Consider the following 21,776-nt stretch of genomic DNA (forward strand, 5'->3'; position numbering starts at 1 on the left):
TGCTCCTTTCTGCCGAGTTCGTTGTTAACCTTTTCCCCGCAGATCAGAGGGAGATTTTCCGAAAAAGCTTTGAAAGTGTGTATAGAAATAATTGAGATTGTTGTAGCCGACGGAAAGCGCGATACAAGAAATCTTCTCATCCGACGATTGAATTCGTTCTTGTGCGAGGAGCATTCGGTAAGCCATTAGGTATTCTGAAAATTTCATTTCGGATTCTTTTAGAAATAATTGTCCAAGGTAAGTACTGTTCATCTGGAAGCGCTCTGCCACTGATTTTAAGGTGATATTCTGAGTATACTCCGTCTTGATCATCAGCAGAATGCGGTTAACCAGCTTGGATAAGCTGTCATAGCTTACACCGAGCACAGGATCCTTTTTCAAACTCTCGCAACTAATATTACCTATCGTACCACCCAGATCTTCAACAATAATCTTCTCAACAACTTGCTGTAGCTTTGTACGTTCTACAGGCTTGAGTAGATAGTCTTTGACACCACAGCGAATGGCTTCTTGGGCATATTTGAACTCACTATAGCCGCTCATAATAACATATTTCGTAGGGATTTGGAGCTCGTTGAGTCTGCGTATAGTTTCATATCCAAGATTTTTGCCAATGCAGACATCAAAAATAGCGATATCTGGCTGCATGTCTACAACCTTGGACATGGCCACCTCTGTAGATTCGCAGGTTTCGATCCGACTGAAGCCGTATCGTTTCCAGTCCAGGATTCGCTTCATCCCCTCCAAAATCTGAGGTTCGTCATCCAAAATCAGCAGTTTGTACATGTTCAATCACCTCTTTTGAAATCCGTACAGAAATCTTAACTCCAGCTTCCTCATTATTCTCAATCTCTATAGAAAAGCTTTTCCCATAAAAGAATTGAAGCCTTGTGTATACGTTGCGTAAACCAATACTCTCGGAAGAAGTATCATCATTGTTGGACAGTGTGCTTCGCACTGTATTTAAACGCTCCGCATTAATACCACGGCCATTATCCACGAATTCTAATACATAATGCTCTTCAGCTTCCCAGCCATTAACTACATATAGGTTAAACTCATTACTTGCGATAAAGCCATGGATAAAAAAATTTTCAGCCAAAGGCTGCATCCAGAATTTCACGGTAGGGATCGAGAGTAACGTCGGCTCTACATTAACTTGATAATAAAAACGCCCTGGATACTTAAACTCCATAATCTCTAAGTACTTCTGCAGCAATTCCAGCTCACTTGCAATAGAAATTATATTCTCCTTCTTGACAATTTCACGATAGAGCGCCCCTAAGGTAGCAATTGCATCAGCGGTATCCCTGTCCTGGTTAACAAGGGCAGTGGAGCGGATTACCTCTAACGTATTGTAAAGAAAATGAGGGTTAATTTGGTTTTGGAGCGCTTTCATTTCGGTTTCTTGCTGCTTTAGTTTAAGCAAATATTCATTACGGATATGCTTATCTAACTGCTGAATCATATCGTCTAATTCCCTTGCGATCATGCCGTATTCATTTCGACGATAACGGGCAGGGCGATTAAGTGTGAAATTGGCTGTTTTCACGCGTCCAATCGATTGAATAATGCGGTGCAGGAAGCGGGAATCATCCCGCATATTGTACACAATGAGCAGTAGTACACTAATCATGGTCATTAATACGATCAGAAAGATGGTGATTAGCATCCTAGCATGCTGCCGAATCAGCATAGATAAATCAACGATGCTAACGAATTTGAAATTGAATTTGGTGGACGGAAAGGTGATAAAAAATATATGCTTTAAAAACCCCTTCGAAATATATCCATGGCTGCGTCCATTCGCCGCCGCCAGACGGTAAAATTCCTTCAAGTCTTGGTCCTGTCCATTACCGATAAGGTATATCTCACCAGAAGGACTGACTGCAGCAGCCTTTCCGAATCGATAATTTTGTATCGTTTTAAAGATTTGATCACTGCTGACCAAGAAGCGCAGCTCCCCTAATTCCTCAGAGCCAAGTGTTGGATCCGATAGCTTCTTGCGATATACGAATCCTTTTAGAATTGTATCGTGAAAAGCTTCATCTGAATTTGGAAGACCGAACGTGAAGCTTGCAATTCCGTTATCGTTAAAGCGGACGACATTGCCATATTGGTTGGTATGTAGACTAATCTGTGTTATTTCACCTTGCGCCCAGCTGTACAGGTAGGTTTTTATATCCTCTGGGAAGGATACCAGCGGCTGTGAGAATTGGCTGTTTTGAAGACTATTGGTTAAGTAGCCTTCAGCACTGCTGCTTAAAAAGCTGCGAGCATCATCCATCAGACTATGATTGGAGTATATACGCTGCATGTAAGACTCAATTCGGTCGGCATCATACTGCAGCTCATTCTCTACACCAGCGAAAGCATTAGCAGCCTCTAAACGGGCATCACCAACCCATTGATTCAGCAGCATTGAACAGGTCAGAATGCCAAGCGTGAGTCCAATGGTCACGACGAAGATGACATAGGCAATAAACTTGTAACGATAAATTTTGATTTGTAAAAAAGAGCTCATACGACACCTCAATTGCAGTAGCTCGTTAAAAAAAGTAAGCGTTACCATATCACTTTAACATGATTAAGCAAAGCTTCATAGATAGCAAGAAAAAAGCATCCCATACCGAGTGTCTCAATAAGGGATGCTCATTCATTTAATCTTACTTGAAGTAATTATTAATTTGCTCTTGAGCAGCTTTCATAATCGTGTCCATACCAGCGGACTTTAATTCAGCTGCAATCTTCGGAACCATTTTCTCCGGATCGGATGCGCCCGTAATTAGTTCATATTTGTATTTATCCCATACAGACTGGCAATTCGCCACTTCTGTCTGAAGATTGCTGATGTCCAGTGCGAAACCTAGTACAGTGGAAGATGTCGCTGCATCATTCAGCTTTTTAACCTGTTCCCATTGATCTTCAGGAGCGCCTTTTGTAACCGCTAGATTAAAGAATGTACCTTGGGTGTAGGCGGCCAGCGGCCAAGTATCGGATGTGCGCTCGATTACCTTTTCACCATCGACATTTTTGTAGTCTAAGCCTAACTCGCCGAATGCCAGCATATTGCGCAGTTTTGGATCTGTGTTGACCAATTCGAGGTACTTCAATGCTTCCTTCTTATATTTCGAATTCGCTGAAATCGCGTTCAAGGAGCCTTGGATCGTGCTCGTTGTATAAATAGGTCCGAAGTGCTGAACCATATCATACTTTTGAATAGCATCATTGATTTGCCAGCTTACCTCTGCACCTGGAAATGCCTGAGCGGCAAAGAACGGTCTGCCTTTGTCATTCTCTGTTTTAGTCGGAGCATCAGGGTTGATGATGCCATCCTGATACCATTGATGCAGGAGCTTCAGATCGGCCATAATATCAGGCTGCTCGAGAACAGAGACAACCGTGCGTGATCCATCGTCTGCTTTTACGCCAATTGGAGTGAAGCCTAGTGTTAGATCGTCATAATTGTTAAAGAAACCGTTCAAGCCTTCACCTTGGGTCATTGGCAATGGGTAGAAGCTCTTGCCTTCGCCAGACTTTATACTGCGCAGAGGCTTATCAAGGTCCTGCAGTGTTTTGATGTTGTTGATATCGATACTGTACTTTTGCACGTACTTATCATCGTACACCCAATATTGCGTTAGCGCTGAATCCTTATATGTGGGAACGGAATAATACTTGCCGCCAATTTTCGTGCCATCCCATACCTTTTCAGGAATCAGTTTGTATAAGTCTGGTGTTTCACTTTGAACCAGATCAGTGATATCGGCAAAAGCTCCCATAGCGACTTGCTTGCTGTATTTACCGCTGTTTGTGAACATAATGTCGAAGGGTTCGCCAGTATTCACAATCGTGTTGATTTTAGTGTCCCATTCACCCCAGCTGGCTACCTTGATGTCAATTTTCACACCAATTTTCTCAGCTGTGTACGCATTCATGGCATCAATAGCTTTGCTGAAGTTATTAGGTACTTGACCGCCGATGGTCCACCAGATCAAAGTCGGAATATCCTTACTAGGTGCTTCGGTGTCCTTTGGAGTATCTGTAGTTGTCGGAGAACCATTTGTTGCAGATGGAGAGTTCGAGCCGGAGCAGGCAGCTAAGGCAGTCACCAGCAGTGTGAGAATACAAAGCGTAGAGATGAGCTTCCAAGATTTCTTCATTTCATTTCCCCCTTATTGAAGTTGTATCACCGTAAGAGTCGTACAGTGATCTATCATAAACCAAGCTAGCTTGGCTTATTTCGTTGATTATCCTTTGACAGCGCCGATCGTTAGTCCGGATATGAAATATTTCTGGAAGAACGGATAAGCGAAGGCTACAGGCAGAACGATGATAATGGCTACAGCCATGCGGGCAGATTCCTTAGGCATCGTTGCGACAAGCACAGCATAGCTGACGCCCATACTTGCAGCATTCTTGGCAAGTGCATCCACATTGCTCATCAAGCTGTTTAACAGTGCCTGCAGAGAATAGAGGTTCTGGTTGTCGATATATAGCATGGATTGGAACCAGTCATTCCAATAAGAGAAGCAGAGAAACAGTCCAATTGTTGCAATGACCGGCAAGGAGATCGGTAGGATGATTGAGAAAAAGATTCGCAGCTGGCTCGCTCCATCAATTTCAGCAGATTCAATCAGTCCGTCGGGAATCGTACTTTTAAAGAAGGTTTTACAAATGATAACGTTGAACGATGAGACGGCCAGCGGCAGAATAAGTGCCCAGACGCTATCCTTTAGTCCTAATAAATTTGTATTAATGAAGTAGCTGGATACCAGACCGCCATTGAATATCATGGGGATGAATACGACCCAGGTCAGAAAGCCATTCAGCTTGTATGTTGGGCGAGAAAGTACATAGCCCATGGAGGTGGTAAGCAATACACCGAGCACAGTACCAACCGCAGTAACAAGAGCGGATACGCCGAGCGCCCGCAGAATCATCGTTCCCTGCTTGACTACATAGGCGTAAGCCTCTCCTGACAATGCAATCGGCAACAGATGATATCCTGTCTCACGTATGGAGTCCTCACTGGAAAATGAAATGGATAGAACAACAACTACTGGTATGACGCAGAGCAGCGCCAAGATGATAAATATAAGGTTGAAAAAGATGTTTACGACTTTGCTTGTACGGTTAAATTTCTCAAGGCCCGTTTCGTAAGTAGTTCTCGTTGACATTCTCTTACCTCCTTACATCATCGCGCTATCAGGATCAACTTTGCGAACAATCCAATTAGCGGCTAGAATAGTTGCACAGCCCAGAACCGACTGTACGAATGCGGCAGCTGCTGCCATCCCCAATGTAGCGGATTTCAGTTGTTTATACACCATGACGTCGATGGTGGTAGACACGTTGAACAGAGAATTGGAATCTCGCGTGACCTGAAAGAACAAGCCAAAATCGGTGTAGAATATACGCCCAACTGCCAAAATGAACAGCATGACGATAACGAGTTTGAGCATTGGCAATGTAATAAATCTCGTTTGCTGCCAGATAGAAGCGCCATCAATAACAGCTGCCTCATAATAGGTGCTGTCAAGGCTTGTGATGGTTGCCAGATAAATGACCATGCCATAGCCAAGGCCTTTCCAGATATTTAAGAGAATCAGGAAGAATGGCCAGTATGCCGGCTCCATATACCAGTTAACAGGATCGCTGCCCATATTGACGAGCATTTGATTGAGAATCCCTTTATCAAAGCTTAGGAACGCCCAGCCTACAGCAGATACGACAACCCAAGACAGGAAATAGGGGAGGAACATCATCGTCTGATAGACTTTACTTGCTTTGCGGCTGTGGAGTAGTCCGATCATAATGGCGAATAGAACGGGCAGCACAATACCTAGAACGATAAAAATAATGTTGTATCCAATGGTGTTTCGAATAATGATCCAAGCGTCATTCGACTTGAATAAGAACTCAAAGTTTTTGAAGCCTACCCAAGGACTGTTAAACACATTGCTCAAGAAGCCGCCGCTAATTCTGAAGTTTTTGAAGGCAATAATGATCCCGAACATAGGTAAGAAACAAAACAGTATGTACCAAATCGTGGTAGGCAATGCCAAGAGGGTTAGTTCCGTATCCTGCTTGTGCCAACGTATCCGTAAGCGCTTTCGTTTAACTTGTAGTTCAGCTTTAGAGCTCATGTCTGTCACTCCTTCCGGTGTTTTCTCGCTTGTATTACATTTGTTAAGTTCATTGTATAGTAGGAGAATTCGATGCTTCTAGATAACAAACTTGATACCATAGTCAACAAACGTTAGATTCGAAAAATTCAGTTCACAGAACATGTTTATTATTCCACTATTTAACCAGGTGGACTATGAAGTGATCTATTGGATTCGTGCTGGATTGAGCGGGAGATTGCGAAAGAGCTTGGGATCTCGCGGAGTTATTCGTCGCGGATTGAGAAACGGGCGCTTATGAAGCTTTATCATGAGTTTTATAAAGCGAAGAGGTAATACTACAATAAAAAGCAACGAGGGTTACACTGAACTGTGAGCCGTAAGATGGACACTTTGAAAAAAGTATCCTCTTACGGGTCTTTTCTTTTTTATTCAAATAAGAATAATTTTGCGAGGTGAAAGTGTTAAAGTGGAATGCATCTGTTCTTCGCGTTTCGTTTCCAGTGTCGAGCCCCTCGCATTGTATAACTAGATTGAATCGCTTACAATAGTATCGCAAAGGGACTAAGCGATGTGGAAAGTACACATTTATCCTCAAATCGAAGACAAGGGTGTCGATCGGATGAAGCGTTTTATAGCAAAGTTCGGAATTATAACGTTTGAGAGATTAACCTTAAAAAAGAGAATCATTCTAATTTTCGCTGCAAGCACGATCATCCCGTTCCTTTGTACCGCGCTCGTCTCTAATCATGCAATCACCTTAATTTTGAGCAAAAATTTAAATTCCGGTGTTCAAAGCAATTTGCATCAGGTCCAATTATCATTGGAGACGACCATTAGCAATTTGAATCATGTATCGCAGCAATTGGCCTATCCGGGAAGCGTAGGTATGATGCTGGAGCAGTATTTATCCGCTACCCAGCAATACCAGAAAGCCGTCTTAATTGAGGATATTCAAACGGAGTTAAATCTGATTACGTTCACGAATCCATCCACAAATCTAGTGATGTACTATTTTAAGAATGAAGAGAGCTATAGCTACATGTTTCAAAACAATGCGATAAGAGAGGATTTCTCATTAAGCAAGCTGCCTATGCTTGCCTCCTATTACGGCATCACCTATTACGGCCCGCATATTAGCAACAGCTTGTATAATAATGAATTCGTGCTCTCCGCGCTGCGGCGGGTCAATGTGCCTGGCCGTGAAGGTATTTACGTATATATTGAATCAGGCTTTAAACTGACTCAAAGTATTCTTGAGAGCGATCGAATCGGCAAAAACTCGTTTCATCTCATTCTCGATAACGATGGGCGAATCGCCTACAGCGAGGCTGGCAGCATCTTTCCCCAGAACGGCTATTTTTCTCCGGACGGTAAACCGTCTGATCAAGCGGTTGACAGAGATTCCGGTCTGATGAACGGCTATTATTGGTTTAAGGGCACAAGCAATCAGGGATGGAGCGTTGTATCGCTTATTCCGAAAGAGGATTATAACCAGGAGAAAAACCGCTGGATCATGCAGATGATCTATTTGTTTGCCATATTTACGAGTATTGGTCTCCTTCTCGCTTGGCTGCTTTGGAAGATGGTTTATAAGCCCTTGAACCAGTTTAATATGGAGATGAAAAAAGTGATCAGCACACGCATTCAATCTCCAGAGGCTCGCACCACTATCCCTGAATTCAACTATCTACTTAAGCAGTTCCATAATATGAAGAATCAAATTGCGAATTTGTTTCATGAGGTCGAGCAGAAGGAGAAACGAAGAGCTGATCTCGAGGTGGAGAAGCTGCTTTACCAGATAAATCCTCATTTTCTTATGAATACGCTGGATACGGCCCATTGGCTGGCCGTAATGAACGGTCAGAAGGAAATTGACCGCTTGGTGCTGTCCTTGAATAAGCTGCTTCACTATAACCTAGGCAAACTAGGCCAAAAATCTACAATAAGAGAAGAAATCGATTCGCTCAGGCAGTACCTCATTTTGCAGCAAATCCGTTATGACTTTGCTTTCGACGTGCGGATTGAAGTAGAGGACGATGTACTCGATGCAGCGGTGCCCCGCTTTATTTTGCAGCCGCTTGTGGAAAATTCACTGTACCATGGTCTGGATGACGAGGGCTACATTCAGGTAGACGTGAAGCAGAAAGATCATATCGAGATTACAATACAAGATAACGGAGCGGGGATTACGCAAGAGAAGATCGAAGAGCTGATGAGTGAGCAGAAAAATCCGCAGGAGAAGGTCGGTATGGGCATCGGTATGAGCTATGTCAAACGGATGCTTGAGTCCTATTATGAGGGCCATGCGAAGCTGGACATTGTAAGCGAAATTTCTAAAGGCACCACCATACGCCTTACATTACCTTTCAGGGAGGCGAGCCAAAATGATGAACGTGTTGGTCGTGGATGACGATAAACTGGTTAGAAAAGGGCTGATTTCTGCAATGCCATGGCATGATTTTGATTTGCATGTTATTGGTGAAGCCAAAAATGGCGAGAAGGCGCTTGAATTTCTTGCAACTGCAGAGGTCGATTTGCTGCTGACCGATTTGGCGATGCCGATCATGTCCGGGCTTGAATTGATGAGAATCGTACGCAAGAAGTATCCGCATATTTTTATCGTCGTCTTAACCCTTCATCAAGATTTTGAATATATACAGGAGGCCTTGCGCCTTGGGGCGATTGACTATATTGCCAAGGTTCAGCTCGAGGAGGAGAACTTCGAGGAGGTGCTGGGGCGGATTTGCGGACGTATGGCCGAGGAGCAGGCGAAGCTGGAGGCACAGGAGAAAGAGCGAGGCAATGAAGCGCTGCGTTTGGATACAGGGTATGCGATGATTGCAGTCGCGTCCGAGGACAACGAGCGGCAACGGCCAATCGTACCGATTCCGGTCAGTCAAGTGCTAGAACGCGAAATTATGCCCCATTTAAGATTGTGGCTACCGGTTAATGAACAGGATAATGCTGTAGTCGGAAAGGAATTAGCCGAGGCGGCGGAGCGTTCGGAGCTATGCCTTCTAGAGCTGAGCGGCTTGGAGGGACTGGCCATCCCAAAAGTAGAAAGACTGCTTATCGCTTATACTGCCTACGGTTTCTTTTATGACTATCGAGAGGATATCAAGGTTTATTCATTGTCCGTACATCACATAAAGGAGCTGCCGCCTGAGGTGGACAAAGAAGCCCTTTTATCCGTGCGGGAGAAAGGCTTGTCTTTGGAATGGGTTCACAAGCCAGCGCTGTATGAGCAGCTTGTCGGGCAATTGTATGAGCTGCAAATGCCTACTGGCCAGCTTGTGAGTGAATTAAACCAGTGGATCGTAGAGTGGAACCGGATATATCAGCCGGCAGCCTCAAGCAGTCTCGAACCACCGATATTAGCAGACGCTTGGGTACAGATTGAAGCTTGGCTTAGGAAGACACGTCAGCTCCTGCTCGAGGCATTAGGCAGACCTCTTTATTCGACGGAAGTACAGGATTGTATCGTAAAGGCCGTTCAGCTCATTCATTCCGGGCTTGCTGAACGACTGAATGTGATAAACATTTGCCAGCAGGTTAACATGAGCCGGAGCTATTTCAGCCAATGCTTTCGGGACATTATGGGCGCAACCTTCAATGATTATGTCAGACAGCTTCGCGTGGACAAGGCGAAGGAGTATTTGACGAAGACCAATAAGACGATCTTTTGGATCGCCGAGCATACGGGCTACGCAGATGAGAAGTATTTCAGCCGGATTTTTCGCAAGCATACTGGACTGCTTCCAAGCGAGTTTCGGCAGCTTCGCCGCGAAGGTGAACAATCGTCCAAAACTTAGGGAGACAAATGTCCGATAGCCCGCAAAATCGTGGTTTATGCCGCGAAAATGAAAGCATTGCCCCACCTTATTATGAGACCGTACTCTAACCATGAGAACGGTCTCATTATGCTATTGTAAGAGTAAGAAAAACATCAACGCGAAAGAAGGGGTGCAAGATGAACAAAAAAAACCAAGGCAAAGTGCTACTGCTTATGATTATGCTGCTTGTGATCAGCGCTTGCAGCAATGCAAACAATTCCCCCCAAAATACAGGGACGAATGCGCCGAGCAATGCGGAAGCTCCTCAGGACCCGTTTGGCAAATACGCAGAACCGATTAAAATCAGTATCGGCATGGAGATTGATCCCACGGACAAAAGCTTGCCTGCTGGAGATACGCCTCTAGACAATCAATACACGCGCAACATCAAGGAAAACCTGAATATAGAGGTGGAGCACACCTTTACGGCATCAGGTGCTAACATGCCCCAAAAAATTAGTTTGGCTATTGCCAGTAACGACCTGCCGGACGCGATGGTTGTAGGACCAATCGAACTGCGGCAAATGGTTGAGGCTGATCAATTGGCTGATTTGACAGACGTATACAAAAACTATGCGTCCCCTACGATTAAGGAAATTATTGAAGGCACAGGCGGCGCCGCGCTGAAAACGGTTACGTTTGACGGGAAAATTATGGCCATCCCGGGTGTCCAGCTGAAAGCAGACGGCATCCATACGATGTGGATTCGTCAAGATTGGCTGGATAAGCTGGGCCTTGAGCCTCCAAAAACCATAGAGGATTTGGAGAAGGTTGCAAAAGCCTTCGTCGAGCAGGATCCGGATGGGAACGGCAAGGCAGATACCATCGGTATTTCCGGTCCGCAGAGCGGCGACGGCAAGATGTATGCGAACTTCCTGGAATCGAAAAATAATTTGTACGGCTTTGACGCTATTTTCTCCGCCTTCGACGCGTACCCGGGCTTTTGGGTTAATGGAGCTGACGGCAAGCCTGCATATGGCTCTACTCTACCGGAAACAAAAGAGGCGCTTGTTAAGCTGCGCGAAATGTACGCAGCAGGTCTTATCGATCCGGAAATGGCCGTGCGCAAGGAGTCGAAAGAGCCGGTTGTAAGCGGCAAGTCCGGCATGTTCTTTGCACCATGGTGGATGGGTTACGGGCCGGTATCCGATGCCGTCCAGAACGATCCGAAAGCAAACTGGCAGTCCTATGCGCTGCCGCTGAACAAGGACGGCAAGTTCAGACCGCATATCGGTACGCCTTCCAGTGATTTTGTTGTCGTCCGCAAGGGTTATGAGCATCCCGAAGCACCTATGAAAATGTTGAACAATCTATTCAAAAATGAAGCGGAAGCGACCTTTGATCCAAGCAAAGGCGGGCCTGGCTTTTATCCGCTCCGCCTAGTATACGCGCCTTCTGACGAAACGGAATATACAGTTAAAGCGATACGCGAGGTGCTGGCTGGCACAAAAAAACCTGAGGATTACGCAGCCGACGTAAGCTACAAGCTGCTTGCATCCGATTTGAGAGATATTAAGAAAGTAAAGAACGAGCCTTACGATCAAATGGGCATTGAAACATGGAATCCAAGCGCGGATATGGGCATTTGGACACGGGCTTACTCGATAATGGTAGGCGGTACTCCGCTTGTCGATACGAGCATGGAGGATGTTCCGAGTTTAATTTACGAGCAAACGCCATTGATGGAGAGCCGATGGGTGAACCTGAAGAAGATGGAAGATGAAATGTTCTTGAAAATCGTGATGGGGGTTGCTTCCGTAGATACCTTTGATACCTTTGTGGCTGACTGGAAGAAGCAAGGCGGAGATCAAATTACAATGGAAGTAACGGATATCGTTAACCCGTAGTTTAAAAATGGCGGCGCCGACGCAATGTCGGTGCCTTGCCGCTTGAAATTATCGAAGGGAGAGATAGCATGAAAACGAAAGGGTTTGCTAAGCATTATTACCTCATGCTGTTGCCAGGCTATCTTTGGCTACTGATTTTCAGCATCATTCCCATGTTTGGCATTATCATTGCATTCCAGCAGTTCAATCCGGGAAAAGGGATTTTCGGATCAGAAATTATTGGCCTTGAGCACTTTAGATATATGTTCGCGCTTAATGATACACGGGATGTGTTTGTTAATACGCTATACATTGCCGTCATGAAAATAATTGCGAATCTCATTGTGCCGCTTATGTTTGCGTTGATGCTCAACGAGCTGCGTCTAATGATTATGAAACGATGGGTTCAAACGATCGTATATTTGCCGCATTTTTTGTCATGGGTTATTCTCGGCGGGATTGTCCTTGATTTATTTTCTTACAAAGGACCTATCAATCAAATTGCTGGTCTGTTTGGCATGGAGCCGGTCATCTTTTTTGCCAATGCGAGCTTGTTTCCTTATCTGGTAGTAGGCAGCGATGTATGGAAGGAGTTTGGCTTCAATACCATTATTTATTTGGCTGCGTTAACAGGTATCAGTCCTGCATTGTATGAAGCGGCAGGCATAGACGGCGCCTCGCGGTTCCGCAGCTTGTGGCATATTACGCTGCCAGGCATTCGGACTACCGCAGTGCTTTTGACCGTTCTTAGCTTAGGAAATGTGCTGAATGCCGGCTTTGATCAAGTATTCAATCTATATAACCCGCTTGTTTACTCGACGGGGGATATCATTGATACCTGGGTGTACCGGACGGGCTTGCTGAATTTGCAATATGAGCTGGCAACAGCTGTCGGTTTACTAAAATCTTTGGTCGGCTTCATCTTAATTTCCGTGTCCTACTACTTGGCTTACAAGTTCATCAACTACCGCATATTCTAACGAGCACAGGAGGTGACGGGATGGTTCGCGATACAACAATCCGTTCAAAAGCTTTCGATATTTTATTGATCATCATTTTGGCTCTTATTACTCTCACCTGTATTTTGCCATTATGGTATACGCTTGCGCTTTCACTAAGCTCAAATACGGCAGCTGCGGCGGGCAAAGTATGGCTGTGGCCGATTGATTTTAATTTCAATGCGTACAAGCAAATTTTACAAGATAGTCAATTTTTCAACTCCTTCTGGATTTCGGCGAAACGCGTTTTTCTTGGGGCCGGCTTGAATTTAGTTGTGGTGGCCATGATGGCTTATCCGCTCTCCAGAAGCGTGCAGCAATTCAAGGGGCGTAATGTGCTTATGTGGACGCTTATATTCACTATGCTATTTAATGGCGGGCTCATACCGCTATATTTAACGATCAAAGAGCTGGGAATGCTTAACAGCTTATGGTCGATGGTTCTTGTCGGCGGTGCCCACACCATCGTGTTTAATGTCATTCTGACCGTTAACTTTTATCGGAATCTCCCAAAAGAAATGGATGAAGCGGCGCTCGTAGACGGAGCAGGGCCGTGGGATGCGCTAATTAAAATTTATATTCCGCTCGCTGTGCCTGTTCTAGCAACCGTGACCTTGTTCAGCATTGTTTATCACTGGAATGAATTTTTGTACGGGCTGATCTTCATGACACGCGAGGAGTATTATCCGCTGCAAACGTATATTCAGCAGCTTGTCGTTTCCGTCGATCCGTCTACGATGACGGAGGATCAATATAAACGAATGTCTGAGCTGTCTAACCGGACATTGGATGCTGCTAAAATATTTATCGCCATGCTTCCAGTTTTAGTTGTGTATCCGTTTCTGCAGCGGTTTTTCATTCATGGAATTACGTTAGGCTCCGTTAAAGAATAGCTGATAGCAGAGCTGGGACACAGCCATATGCTGCTATATATTATAGAAGGCTGATGGTCTGTTTCCGCAATTTGCGGACGCAATCATCAGTCTTTTATTAATGCAAAACAAACTGTAATGCGTGGTTAATTAACACCGGCAGCATGTACACATGGCTGCTTCTTTTTTTATTTAGGTGTGGGCATACTCTCTCTTTGCCATACCGAAATTACTCAATAAAAGATCTTGCTTCACCTTTTATTACACTACTGTTATATTATAGTGGTGAAATATAACTGTGGGATTGAAAGGATGGTGCTTGTGAAACAGCTTTCCAGCGTGGAATTGGTGTTGCTACAAATCATCGCGGAGTCTAAACAAACGTCTGGGTATGAAATTAATAAGCTGATAGAGCAAAGAGGTTTTAGGGAATGGGCTAAAATTGGCACTACTTCCATCTACGCCGGCTTGCAGAAGCTGAATGAGAAGCGCTTGATTCAATCAGACACCCCAACCGATAAATTAGGTAAAGGTCCGTTGCCAGTCAAATTTACGATAACGGAAATCGGAAAACAAGTGCTGCGCACTGAAATCATCGATTGTTTATCCTCCACACGGGAAAGAGACAACCGCTTCGATCTCGGAATTGCAGCCTTACCTTTAATTCAAAAAGAGGAGGCTGTGGAAGCGTTAAAGAAACGGTATGAATTTTTGCGAGAAGCGTCACTGAATATCAGGGAGAAATATGAAGTTCAAGGAGGAGAGCAGTTGCCGCTGCACGTTTGGGCTTTGTTTTTCCACCCTTTAAATCTCATTGAAACAGAACTGCAATTTATCGCTCAGTTGATAAGCAAGTTGGAAGGAGGAGCGACTCGATGATCATAGAAGATTTTATTCCGTTCGCGGGAGAGCATTGTGAGACGACGGCCATGGGCAACCTCCTTTCACATGCAGGCATTCATTTGTCTGAACCGATTTTGTTCGGGATCGGAGAAGGTTTGGGGTTTATCTACTGGGATATGAAAGGGATGGATTTTCCGTTTATCGGAGGCAGGACTAAACCGGATGAATTGACAGCCCGCATTGCGTCCCGTTTAAACCTGACCCTCACGATGCAGGAAACCGCCTCTGTTAAGAAAGCATGGAGCAATATCAAAGTGAAAATTGATTGCGGTGTTCCCATAGGCCTAAAATTAGATTGCTATCACTTGGATTATTTTACTAACAAAATTCATTTTGCAGCACATTATGTCTCCATGTACGGATACGATGACGAATACGCTTATTTGACCGATACAACCCAGCAGGGTGGCGTAGTCAAAACACGCTTGGAGACATTGGCACTTGCTAGAAATGAAAAGGGATCCATGAGTTCTAAAAATCTCTCCTACACTATCGAAAAAATAAATGAACTCCCCCTGCTGGCTCCCGTCATTCGAGCGTCTATTTCAAGCAACGCCTATCATTATTTGAATCCGCCGATCCGCAATATTGGAATAAAAGGGATCGAAAAAATGAGCGCCGAAATACTCAAGTGGCCTTCCCGAAGCCAGAATATGGCCCATGATTTATGTTTGACAGCATTACTCATGGAAAAAGGGGGGACTGGTGGAGCGTTTTTTCGTAATTTTTACAGAGACTTTCTCAAGGAAAGCATGGAAATATGCGACGATTCAAAAATAGAGCGAGCCTACTTATCATTCAAGGAAATTGCTTTGCTATGGCATGAAGTTTCAACTTGTATAGACAAAGCGGGAAGAACAGGAAATATGGACGATCTAAAACAAGCTTCCGAATTATTGCTGCATATCGCTCGAAAAGAAAAAGAAGCGATGGAACTTTTATTGGAGCTTTAAAGCATATTTCGTTGCGGGGCGCATGTGGAAGTGACTGGGGCATGCCTAAAATTATCGAATAAATGATAAATCGGTGAGTCCGCCATTGCTTAGTAAAACAGTCCGCGTAAATCGCGGGCTTATTTTATATTAAATAAAGTATATAAATATATATTAATATTATTTATAATTTTTAAAGCGCTTACATATGGTTGAGAAAGGAGCAGCCAGGTTGTTGTAGTTTATTTCATGTCGATCTAATAAAAGGAGATGACTTGTAATGAAGAAATGGTTAAGCCTTTTGCTTGTTGCCGCTTTGACGCTAACCTTTCCTGCGGGAGGCTTCGCTTATACAAATCCTATCCAGATGCCGGAATCCTGGCATTGGGACAACGGGGACTTCTACGGGGAGGGTGACCCGTACATTCTGAAATTCAATGGTATTTATTATCTTTATACGAGTACGGTGGACGATAAAGCCGGCGTGAAGGCCTGGTCTTCCGCAGATTTGGTTCATTGGGAATACCGCGGTCTGGTGACAACGGAGCTGGTAACAAAAGCGGCATACGCTCCGGAAGTCATCTATTGGAATGGGCAATTTTACATGTACACCTCACCTGCCGGTCGAGGCCATTATGTATTAAAAAGCGAGAGCCCGCTTGGCCCGTTCACCGTCCAGACGGAAAACAAGGGCATGGGGATCGATGGCCACGTATTCATCGACGATGACGGGAAATGGTACTTCTATAGTACGGGTGCGGGGCGTATCGATGTGCGTCCGATGTCTGATCCTTATACGTTCGGGGCCTTGGCCGATACGGGTGCGGAAATGAATGGTTGGACGGAAGGTCCTACGGTAGTGAAGCGTAATGGAAAATACTTTATGACCTACACAGGAAACCATATCTGGAGCAAAGGCTACAGAGTGAATTATAGCAGCGGTGTAAGTCCGATGACTGGCTTTACACCGGCCTCCTCACAAAATCCGATCCTAATCAATACGGAAGGAAACCATGTCGGACTCGGGCATAACAGCATTGTGCGCGGTCCCGATCTTGATTCCGATTATATGGTCTATCATAACCATGCCAGTCCGGGACGGAATATGAACCTCGACCGGATCGTATGGAACGGTGATAAAATGAGTGTTCTTGGTCCTACGACATCGGGGCAGACGGATCCAGAGATGCCGGATTTCAGCGACCGTTTTCAAAGGGCGGCTCTAGGCGAGGAGTGGAGGGCTGCCAACGGCGGCAACTGGGGGATTCGAAATGCAGAGTCCTTATACCAGGATAGCTTGGGAGATCCGTTGCGTCCATATCTGATTACATCGAAGGAAGAAACGGAGCATCAATATACGGCTGAATTTCACATGAAACAAGTCGAACAAGGAATGAGCGCTAACCCGCTGATTGGCGCCGTGTTCTCCTATAAAGATAAGGATAATTATGGCATTGCGGTATTAAGCCGAAATCATGGCCGGTTGGAGACGTTCTTCCGCGTTAATGGGAGGGATAAAGGCTGGGAAACTTCTCTGCTGCCGGAGGACTATGATCTTACGAAGTGGCATGAGATCCGGGTGGAAAAGGGCGGGTCCGACTACCGAATCTATGTAGATGGCATGCTGAAGCAGACTCGAACGATTGATCGACTCGGCAGCGGTAAGGTTGGCTACACGACAACCGATGCACGGGCGGACTTTGGCTATGTCGCATTTAGCAATGAGGTTGATGGCAGCAGTGCCAACCTAGCATCCAAGCCGATTCCCGGGGAGATCCAGGCTGTTCACTACAACACGGACGAGAAAGATTCAGATGATCGGAGAAATGAATCGGATAAGAAAAATAAACAGGATCAGCATCGCAGAGAGGATATCATCCCAAATCCAGAGGGCGGCTATTACGTGAAATTAGATGGAACCGGTGATTCGCTGCGCTATAACGTAAATGTTACGGAGGCCGGCACCTTCGACCTGGTTATCAGGTATGCGGCGGCTGCCGGCAATGCCCGGTTAAAGCTTGCGCTTGACGATTCTGATTTAATGAAAAACGTGCAAGTGCCGTCAACAGGAGGCGCCGACCAATGGGGCAATCTCCATATTAAAGGGCTTAAGCTTCCGAAAGGACAGCACATACTCAAATTAAAGGCGGATAAAGGTGAATTTAATTACTCTGCACTGAAGTTTCAACGATCTGCTGAAACAAAGTCCATTTTCGATGACTTCAATGATGGAAACGATACAGGGTGGCAAAAATTCGATCAGAGCTGGAAGATCAAGACGGATGAGCCAAGCAGCTTTGACGCCTACAAACCGATCCCGGGTATTGTCGAAGCGCCATATTATAATACCGGCGGGGAAGGCGTTGCCTACCATGATGCAACAGCGGAAAATATCGGCGGGGCACTTCGCGGGGATGCCGTCGATATTCGTACCAACTCCTTCAATGGAATCAATGTCGGTTGGAATCAGACAGGTGAATGGTTGAAGTATAACGTCGATGTCAAAGAAGCAGGCTTCTACAATTTCGAGCTTTCCGCAGCAACGACATTCATAGGAGCTCAGGCTCGGCTATGGTTGGATGAAGAGACAGACCTGACCGGTATTATCGATATACCTAGATCAGGGGATTGGAACGTCTGGCAAACTGCATCGGCGCAGCGCTTTTTCCTGCCCGAGGGCAAACACACGCTCAAGCTGGAAACGGTAAAGGGAGAATTTGATTTTGCGCGATTGAAGTTCACGTCATTCGATATCTATAAGCCGCTGCCCGGAATAATCGAGGCTGTGCATTACAACACTGGCGGTGCGGAGGCCGGGTATCATGACAATACGCAGGAGAATATTGGAGGCAAGTATCGTGCGGATGCCGTTGATATTCGCGACAATCCGGAAGGTGGCTGGCATGTCGGATGGAACCAGACCGGTGAATGGTTGAAATATAACGTAGATGTTGCTGCAACGGGTACCTATAATGTGGGCGCCCGGATTGCGACGGCGCTTGATGGCGGTAAAATCCGATTATGGCTTGATGACATGACCGACTTGACGGGCATTGTCGAGATTCCGAATACCGGCGGATGGGACACCTGGAATGATGTCCGGCTTGGCGACATCATACTTCCTCAAGGCAAGCATACGATCAAGGTTGAGATCGTGGAAGGCGAATATGATTTCTCGAAGCTTACCTTCTTTGCGTTTGATAAGCCCAAGTCCGTTACGGGAAGCGTATATGCTGCAGAATATAAGACAGGGGGAGAAGGAGACGGCTATCATGACCTCACTCCAGTGAATATCGGAAGTGAGTACCGCGATGATGCTGTCGATATTCGAACGCATCCCGAGGGCGGATTCACGACCGGTTGGAATCAGACCGGGGAATGGTTGAAGTATAACGTGCATGTAGACGAAGCGGGCACATATAAGCTTGATCTAAAGGTAGCGACCGCCCTGGAGGGCGGCAAAGCGCGGCTATGGCTTAACGATTCAATAGATCTCACCGGAATAATGGAGATTCCGAATACCGGCGGTTTCGATGCGTGGTCTACCTTGACTAAAGAGGGAATAACCCTTCCCGAAGGCGATCACACCATTAAAGTTGAAATTGTAGAAGGGGAGTTCGATTTCTACAGCTTCAGATTCCATAACGATCCGGCCGATCCCAAGCAAGGCATGTATAAATCCGAAGCGGGAGGATTTGCGAAATCGGTCATTGGTGACGGTGGATGGTCGGACTATACGATTGAGGCGGATATCCAACTAGCCCGCGGTACTTCGGGTCCAGCGAATAGCGGCATCTTGATGCGCGTAAATAATGCTGCGACCGGGAATGATTGGGGTCAAAACAACGCGGAATTCCTGCAAGGCTACTCAGCGTATTTAACTGCGGACGGTGTTCACTTAGCCAAGTTTAATTATAACGTTGAGTACTTGGCCGGATCGGCCCTGAGCGATACTGTCGACACCTGGCAGCATATGAAGGTCGTGGTTAGCGGTGCAAATATTAAGATTTATGTCGGTGACATGAATCAGCCGTTGATAGACTATACCGATCGGAGCAGCACGGCATATACGCACGGCAAGGTGGGGGTTAGAAGCTTCTTTGCGGAAAGTCTTATCGATAACTTTACGGTAAAACCTAACAGCGTGGTGATGAAAGAACATGATGACCAAAATTGAAGCCGGTGGGAGGGCGTTATGATCGGATCGATTAACGGTTAAATCCTCAACCATTACGACAAATCAGCAGGAGGCTTAATTTGAACACAAACGCGAAAATTACGATTGACTGCAGCCGAACGAGCGAGCATACGGTCAACCCTTATTTATTCGGCCATTTCGTTGAAGACATTCGGGATCATATGGAAGCGATGCTCGCGTTTCCGCTTAAGGATATGGATTTCGAAAGCGAAGCCGAGACGAAGAAAGAGATAGCCGGGAGCTGGTACGCCTATACGAACGGGCGGAACACCAAGTACGCATTGGAGGCACCCGCTCCGAAGCATTCGGGGCGGGCCCAGCGCATCCGCCTTCAGAGCGATGACGAAGCCTATGCGGGAATCGCTCAGAAGGTGGCGCTCAAGGGACCTAAGGATTACGCGGTCAAGCTTGTGGCCCGGGCTTCCGTAGAGTTGAAGGTTATCATCGTCGAAGCGGTGGACCGGCGCTCGGAAGAGCTCCTTGGACAAGTCCGGATCGAACTCGGCAGCCACAACTGGCGTGAGTACGAGGCGCAGCTGTCTATTTCCTGCGCATGCGTGGACGCCGAAATCCGAATATATGTTCCGGCCGATCACCCGAGGTGGATCGATCATGTGTCCACCGGTATGCTTTGGATCGACCATGTGTCTGTATTACCGGTAGACAGCATCGTCATGGTGAAGCGCGAAGTAATCGACATGACGCGGGAACTGAACGCGGGGATGATGAGGCTTGCCGGCAACTACATCAGCGCCTACCACTGGGAGCATGGCATAGGCCCGGTTCTTGAGAGACCTGTCATGTACAACGAAGCGTGGGGAGGCTGGACCAGCAAATATTTCGGCACGGACGAATTTATTCGTTTTTGCCGGGAGCTTCAGGTCGAGCCCCTCATCTGCGTAAATGACGGATCGGGTACGCCCGATGAAGCTGCTCAGTGGATTGAATACTGCAATGGCGGCGTCGATACGCCCATGGGAGCGCTGCGTGCAGCAAACGGAAATCCCGAGCCGTACAATGTCCGCTATTGGGAGATCGGCAACGAGGTGTGGGGACAGTGGCAGGTCGGCACTTGCTCCGCGGATCAGTTCGCTAGGCGCACGGTTTCCTTCGCCGAAGCCATGAAGGCGGCCGATCCCTCTATCAAGCTTCTAGCCTGCGGCCACTTCGAGCAGGAGTGGAATAAGACTGTCCTTGATCTGGCCGGCGAGCATTTCGATTACCTTACCCTGCACTTGTATCACGGCTACGGTCCCTTCGGCATGAACCGGAATACGCCGGCGGAGGATCGGTATAAGGCGATCGCATCTTATCCCGAGTTTACCCGTCACCACATCACGCAGACGGCAGAGCATATTCATGCGGACGCGAAGCATAGCCATGTGAAGCTGGCCATTACCGAATACAACACGATGTATTATCCGAACACGATTCGGAAAGGACTGCCGAACGAGCATACATTGGGCGCGGCGGTTGCCAATGCAGCCAACCTGAACGAAATGATACGCTGCAGCGATATCGTTCATATTGGCAGCTTCTCCGATCTGGTGAATGGCTGGCTCGGCGGATGCATCCGCGTAGGTGATTATTATGCCGATCAATATTGCGGCAAGGAGCCCGGCTGGAGCGGATTGCCCCTTACCGTATACGGGACGCCAACTTATGAAGTGATGAAACTTTATGCGAATCGGAATATTCGGCATATTCTCCACGTTGCAGCCGAGTGCGGGAAGTTTGCCGTTCCGTCACTCAGGGAGACGCCTATCATGCTGGACGCACTGCCTGATCTTGATATTGTGGCCGGCACGAATGACGACCGCAGCACCGTCTCCGTATTTATCGTGAACCGCAGCTTGAATGAGGTGAAGGTGGCGCTTGGCCTGCAAGACTTTGAGGCTTCGGAAGAAACGGTTCTTTATGAAATAACGGGAGAATCATACGACGATATCAATTCCGTGTTTGAGCCAGAACGGATTATATGTAAGGTAAGAGTCGTCCCTGCCGAAGAATGGAATCTCGGCTACACGCTACGCCCTACTTCCGTTTATGTACTTGAAATGAAAGAGAAGCACAAGAAATAGGA

The 21,776-nt window shown here is 46.3% G+C and carries 14 protein-coding genes and 1 pseudogene; 10 read left to right on the top strand and 5 right to left on the bottom strand.

The features are described 5' to 3' along the window. Positions 1-24 precede the first annotated feature (24 nt). From HI950_RS11985 to HI950_RS12005, 5 genes are all read right to left on the bottom strand, one after another. A complete protein-coding gene (locus HI950_RS11985) occupies positions 25-786 on the bottom strand; it encodes a response regulator transcription factor (RefSeq protein ID WP_169082514.1) in 762 nt (253 codons plus the stop codon). Next, the gene (locus tag HI950_RS11990) at positions 761-2,524 is read right to left on the bottom strand and encodes a sensor histidine kinase (protein WP_169082513.1); all 1,764 of its coding nucleotides are present in this window, start codon (positions 2,522-2,524) and stop codon (positions 761-763) included. The genes HI950_RS11985 and HI950_RS11990 overlap by 26 nt, the downstream gene beginning before the upstream one ends. A gap of 142 nt (positions 2,525-2,666) precedes the next feature. Continuing rightward, positions 2,667-4,163: an ABC transporter substrate-binding protein gene (locus HI950_RS11995; protein WP_169082512.1), complete on the bottom strand. Its 1,497-nt coding sequence runs from the start codon at positions 4,161-4,163 to the stop codon at positions 2,667-2,669. A gap of 87 nt (positions 4,164-4,250) precedes the next feature. Then, positions 4,251-5,180, bottom strand: coding sequence for a carbohydrate ABC transporter permease (locus HI950_RS12000; RefSeq protein ID WP_169082511.1), 930 nt, complete (start codon positions 5,178-5,180; stop codon positions 4,251-4,253). Between the two features lie 12 nt (positions 5,181-5,192). Continuing rightward, on the bottom strand, positions 5,193-6,149 hold the full coding sequence (locus tag HI950_RS12005; protein WP_169082510.1) for an ABC transporter permease: 957 nt from the start codon (positions 6,147-6,149) through the stop codon (positions 5,193-5,195). A 207-nt stretch (positions 6,150-6,356) separates the two neighbouring features. On the opposite strand from HI950_RS12005, the pseudogene HI950_RS12010 reads away from it, so the two are divergent. The 10 genes and pseudogenes from HI950_RS12010 to HI950_RS12055 all read left to right on the top strand — a co-directional run. Then, positions 6,357-6,464: pseudogene (locus HI950_RS12010) on the top strand (sigma factor-like helix-turn-helix DNA-binding protein); the annotation flags it as partial. Between the two features lie 235 nt (positions 6,465-6,699). Further along, complete coding sequence (locus HI950_RS12015; protein WP_317618341.1) at positions 6,700-8,541, top strand: sensor histidine kinase; 1,842 nt, start codon at positions 6,700-6,702, stop codon at positions 8,539-8,541. Further along, on the top strand, positions 8,516-9,943 hold the full coding sequence (locus HI950_RS12020) for a response regulator (RefSeq protein ID WP_169082509.1): 1,428 nt from the start codon (positions 8,516-8,518) through the stop codon (positions 9,941-9,943). Before HI950_RS12015 ends, HI950_RS12020 begins: the two co-directional genes overlap by 26 nt. Positions 9,944-10,101: 158 nt before the next feature. Then, complete coding sequence (locus tag HI950_RS12025) at positions 10,102-11,811, top strand: extracellular solute-binding protein (protein WP_169082508.1); 1,710 nt, start codon at positions 10,102-10,104, stop codon at positions 11,809-11,811. A 68-nt stretch (positions 11,812-11,879) separates the two neighbouring features. Then, positions 11,880-12,770 (top strand): ABC transporter permease, encoded by an 891-nt coding sequence (locus tag HI950_RS12030; RefSeq protein WP_169082507.1) that lies wholly within the window; start codon positions 11,880-11,882, stop codon positions 12,768-12,770. 20 nt (positions 12,771-12,790) lie between these two features. Then, entirely contained in the window at positions 12,791-13,681 is an 891-nt protein-coding gene (locus HI950_RS12035) for a carbohydrate ABC transporter permease (protein ID WP_169082506.1), read from the top strand. Between the two features lie 300 nt (positions 13,682-13,981). Beyond that, positions 13,982-14,539, top strand: coding sequence for a helix-turn-helix transcriptional regulator (locus HI950_RS12040; RefSeq protein ID WP_169082505.1), 558 nt, complete (start codon positions 13,982-13,984; stop codon positions 14,537-14,539). Beyond that, complete coding sequence (locus HI950_RS12045) at positions 14,536-15,516, top strand: BtrH N-terminal domain-containing protein (RefSeq protein ID WP_169082504.1); 981 nt, start codon at positions 14,536-14,538, stop codon at positions 15,514-15,516. The genes HI950_RS12040 and HI950_RS12045 overlap by 4 nt, the downstream gene beginning before the upstream one ends. 259 nt (positions 15,517-15,775) lie before the next feature. Continuing rightward, positions 15,776-19,672 (top strand): carbohydrate-binding protein, encoded by a 3,897-nt coding sequence (locus HI950_RS12050; RefSeq protein ID WP_169082503.1) that lies wholly within the window; start codon positions 15,776-15,778, stop codon positions 19,670-19,672. Positions 19,673-19,752: 80 nt separating this feature from the next. Continuing rightward, on the top strand, positions 19,753-21,774 hold the full coding sequence (locus HI950_RS12055; RefSeq protein WP_169082502.1) for an alpha-L-arabinofuranosidase C-terminal domain-containing protein: 2,022 nt from the start codon (positions 19,753-19,755) through the stop codon (positions 21,772-21,774). Positions 21,775-21,776: the final 2 nt, after the last annotated feature.

Origin of the sequence: Paenibacillus sp. PL91 (assembly GCF_012935325.2) — a bacterium.
Classification (GTDB): Bacteria; Bacillota; Bacilli; order Paenibacillales; family Paenibacillaceae; genus Pristimantibacillus.

What these genes read in the sequence shown, in the direction of transcription:
- HI950_RS12005 (WP_169082510.1), bottom strand. Translation starts at nt 6,149, where the DNA reads ATGAGCTCTAAAGCTGAACTACAAGTTAAACGAAAGCGCTTACGGATA.
- HI950_RS12020 (WP_169082509.1), top strand. Translation starts at nt 8,516, where the DNA reads ATGATGAACGTGTTGGTCGTGGATGACGATAAACTGGTTAGAAAAGGG.
- HI950_RS12025 (WP_169082508.1), top strand. Translation starts at nt 10,102, where the DNA reads ATGAACAAAAAAAACCAAGGCAAAGTGCTACTGCTTATGATTATGCTG.
- HI950_RS12050 (WP_169082503.1), top strand. Translation starts at nt 15,776, where the DNA reads ATGAAGAAATGGTTAAGCCTTTTGCTTGTTGCCGCTTTGACGCTAACC.
- HI950_RS12030 (WP_169082507.1), top strand. Translation starts at nt 11,880, where the DNA reads ATGAAAACGAAAGGGTTTGCTAAGCATTATTACCTCATGCTGTTGCCA.
- HI950_RS12045 (WP_169082504.1), top strand. Translation starts at nt 14,536, where the DNA reads ATGATCATAGAAGATTTTATTCCGTTCGCGGGAGAGCATTGTGAGACG.
- HI950_RS12035 (WP_169082506.1), top strand. Translation starts at nt 12,791, where the DNA reads ATGGTTCGCGATACAACAATCCGTTCAAAAGCTTTCGATATTTTATTG.
- HI950_RS12000 (WP_169082511.1), bottom strand. Translation starts at nt 5,180, where the DNA reads ATGTCAACGAGAACTACTTACGAAACGGGCCTTGAGAAATTTAACCGT.
- HI950_RS11995 (WP_169082512.1), bottom strand. Translation starts at nt 4,163, where the DNA reads ATGAAGAAATCTTGGAAGCTCATCTCTACGCTTTGTATTCTCACACTG.
- HI950_RS11990 (WP_169082513.1), bottom strand. Translation starts at nt 2,524, where the DNA reads ATGAGCTCTTTTTTACAAATCAAAATTTATCGTTACAAGTTTATTGCC.
- HI950_RS12015 (WP_317618341.1), top strand. Translation starts at nt 6,700, where the DNA reads ATGTGGAAAGTACACATTTATCCTCAAATCGAAGACAAGGGTGTCGAT.
- HI950_RS11985 (WP_169082514.1), bottom strand. Translation starts at nt 786, where the DNA reads ATGTACAAACTGCTGATTTTGGATGACGAACCTCAGATTTTGGAGGGG.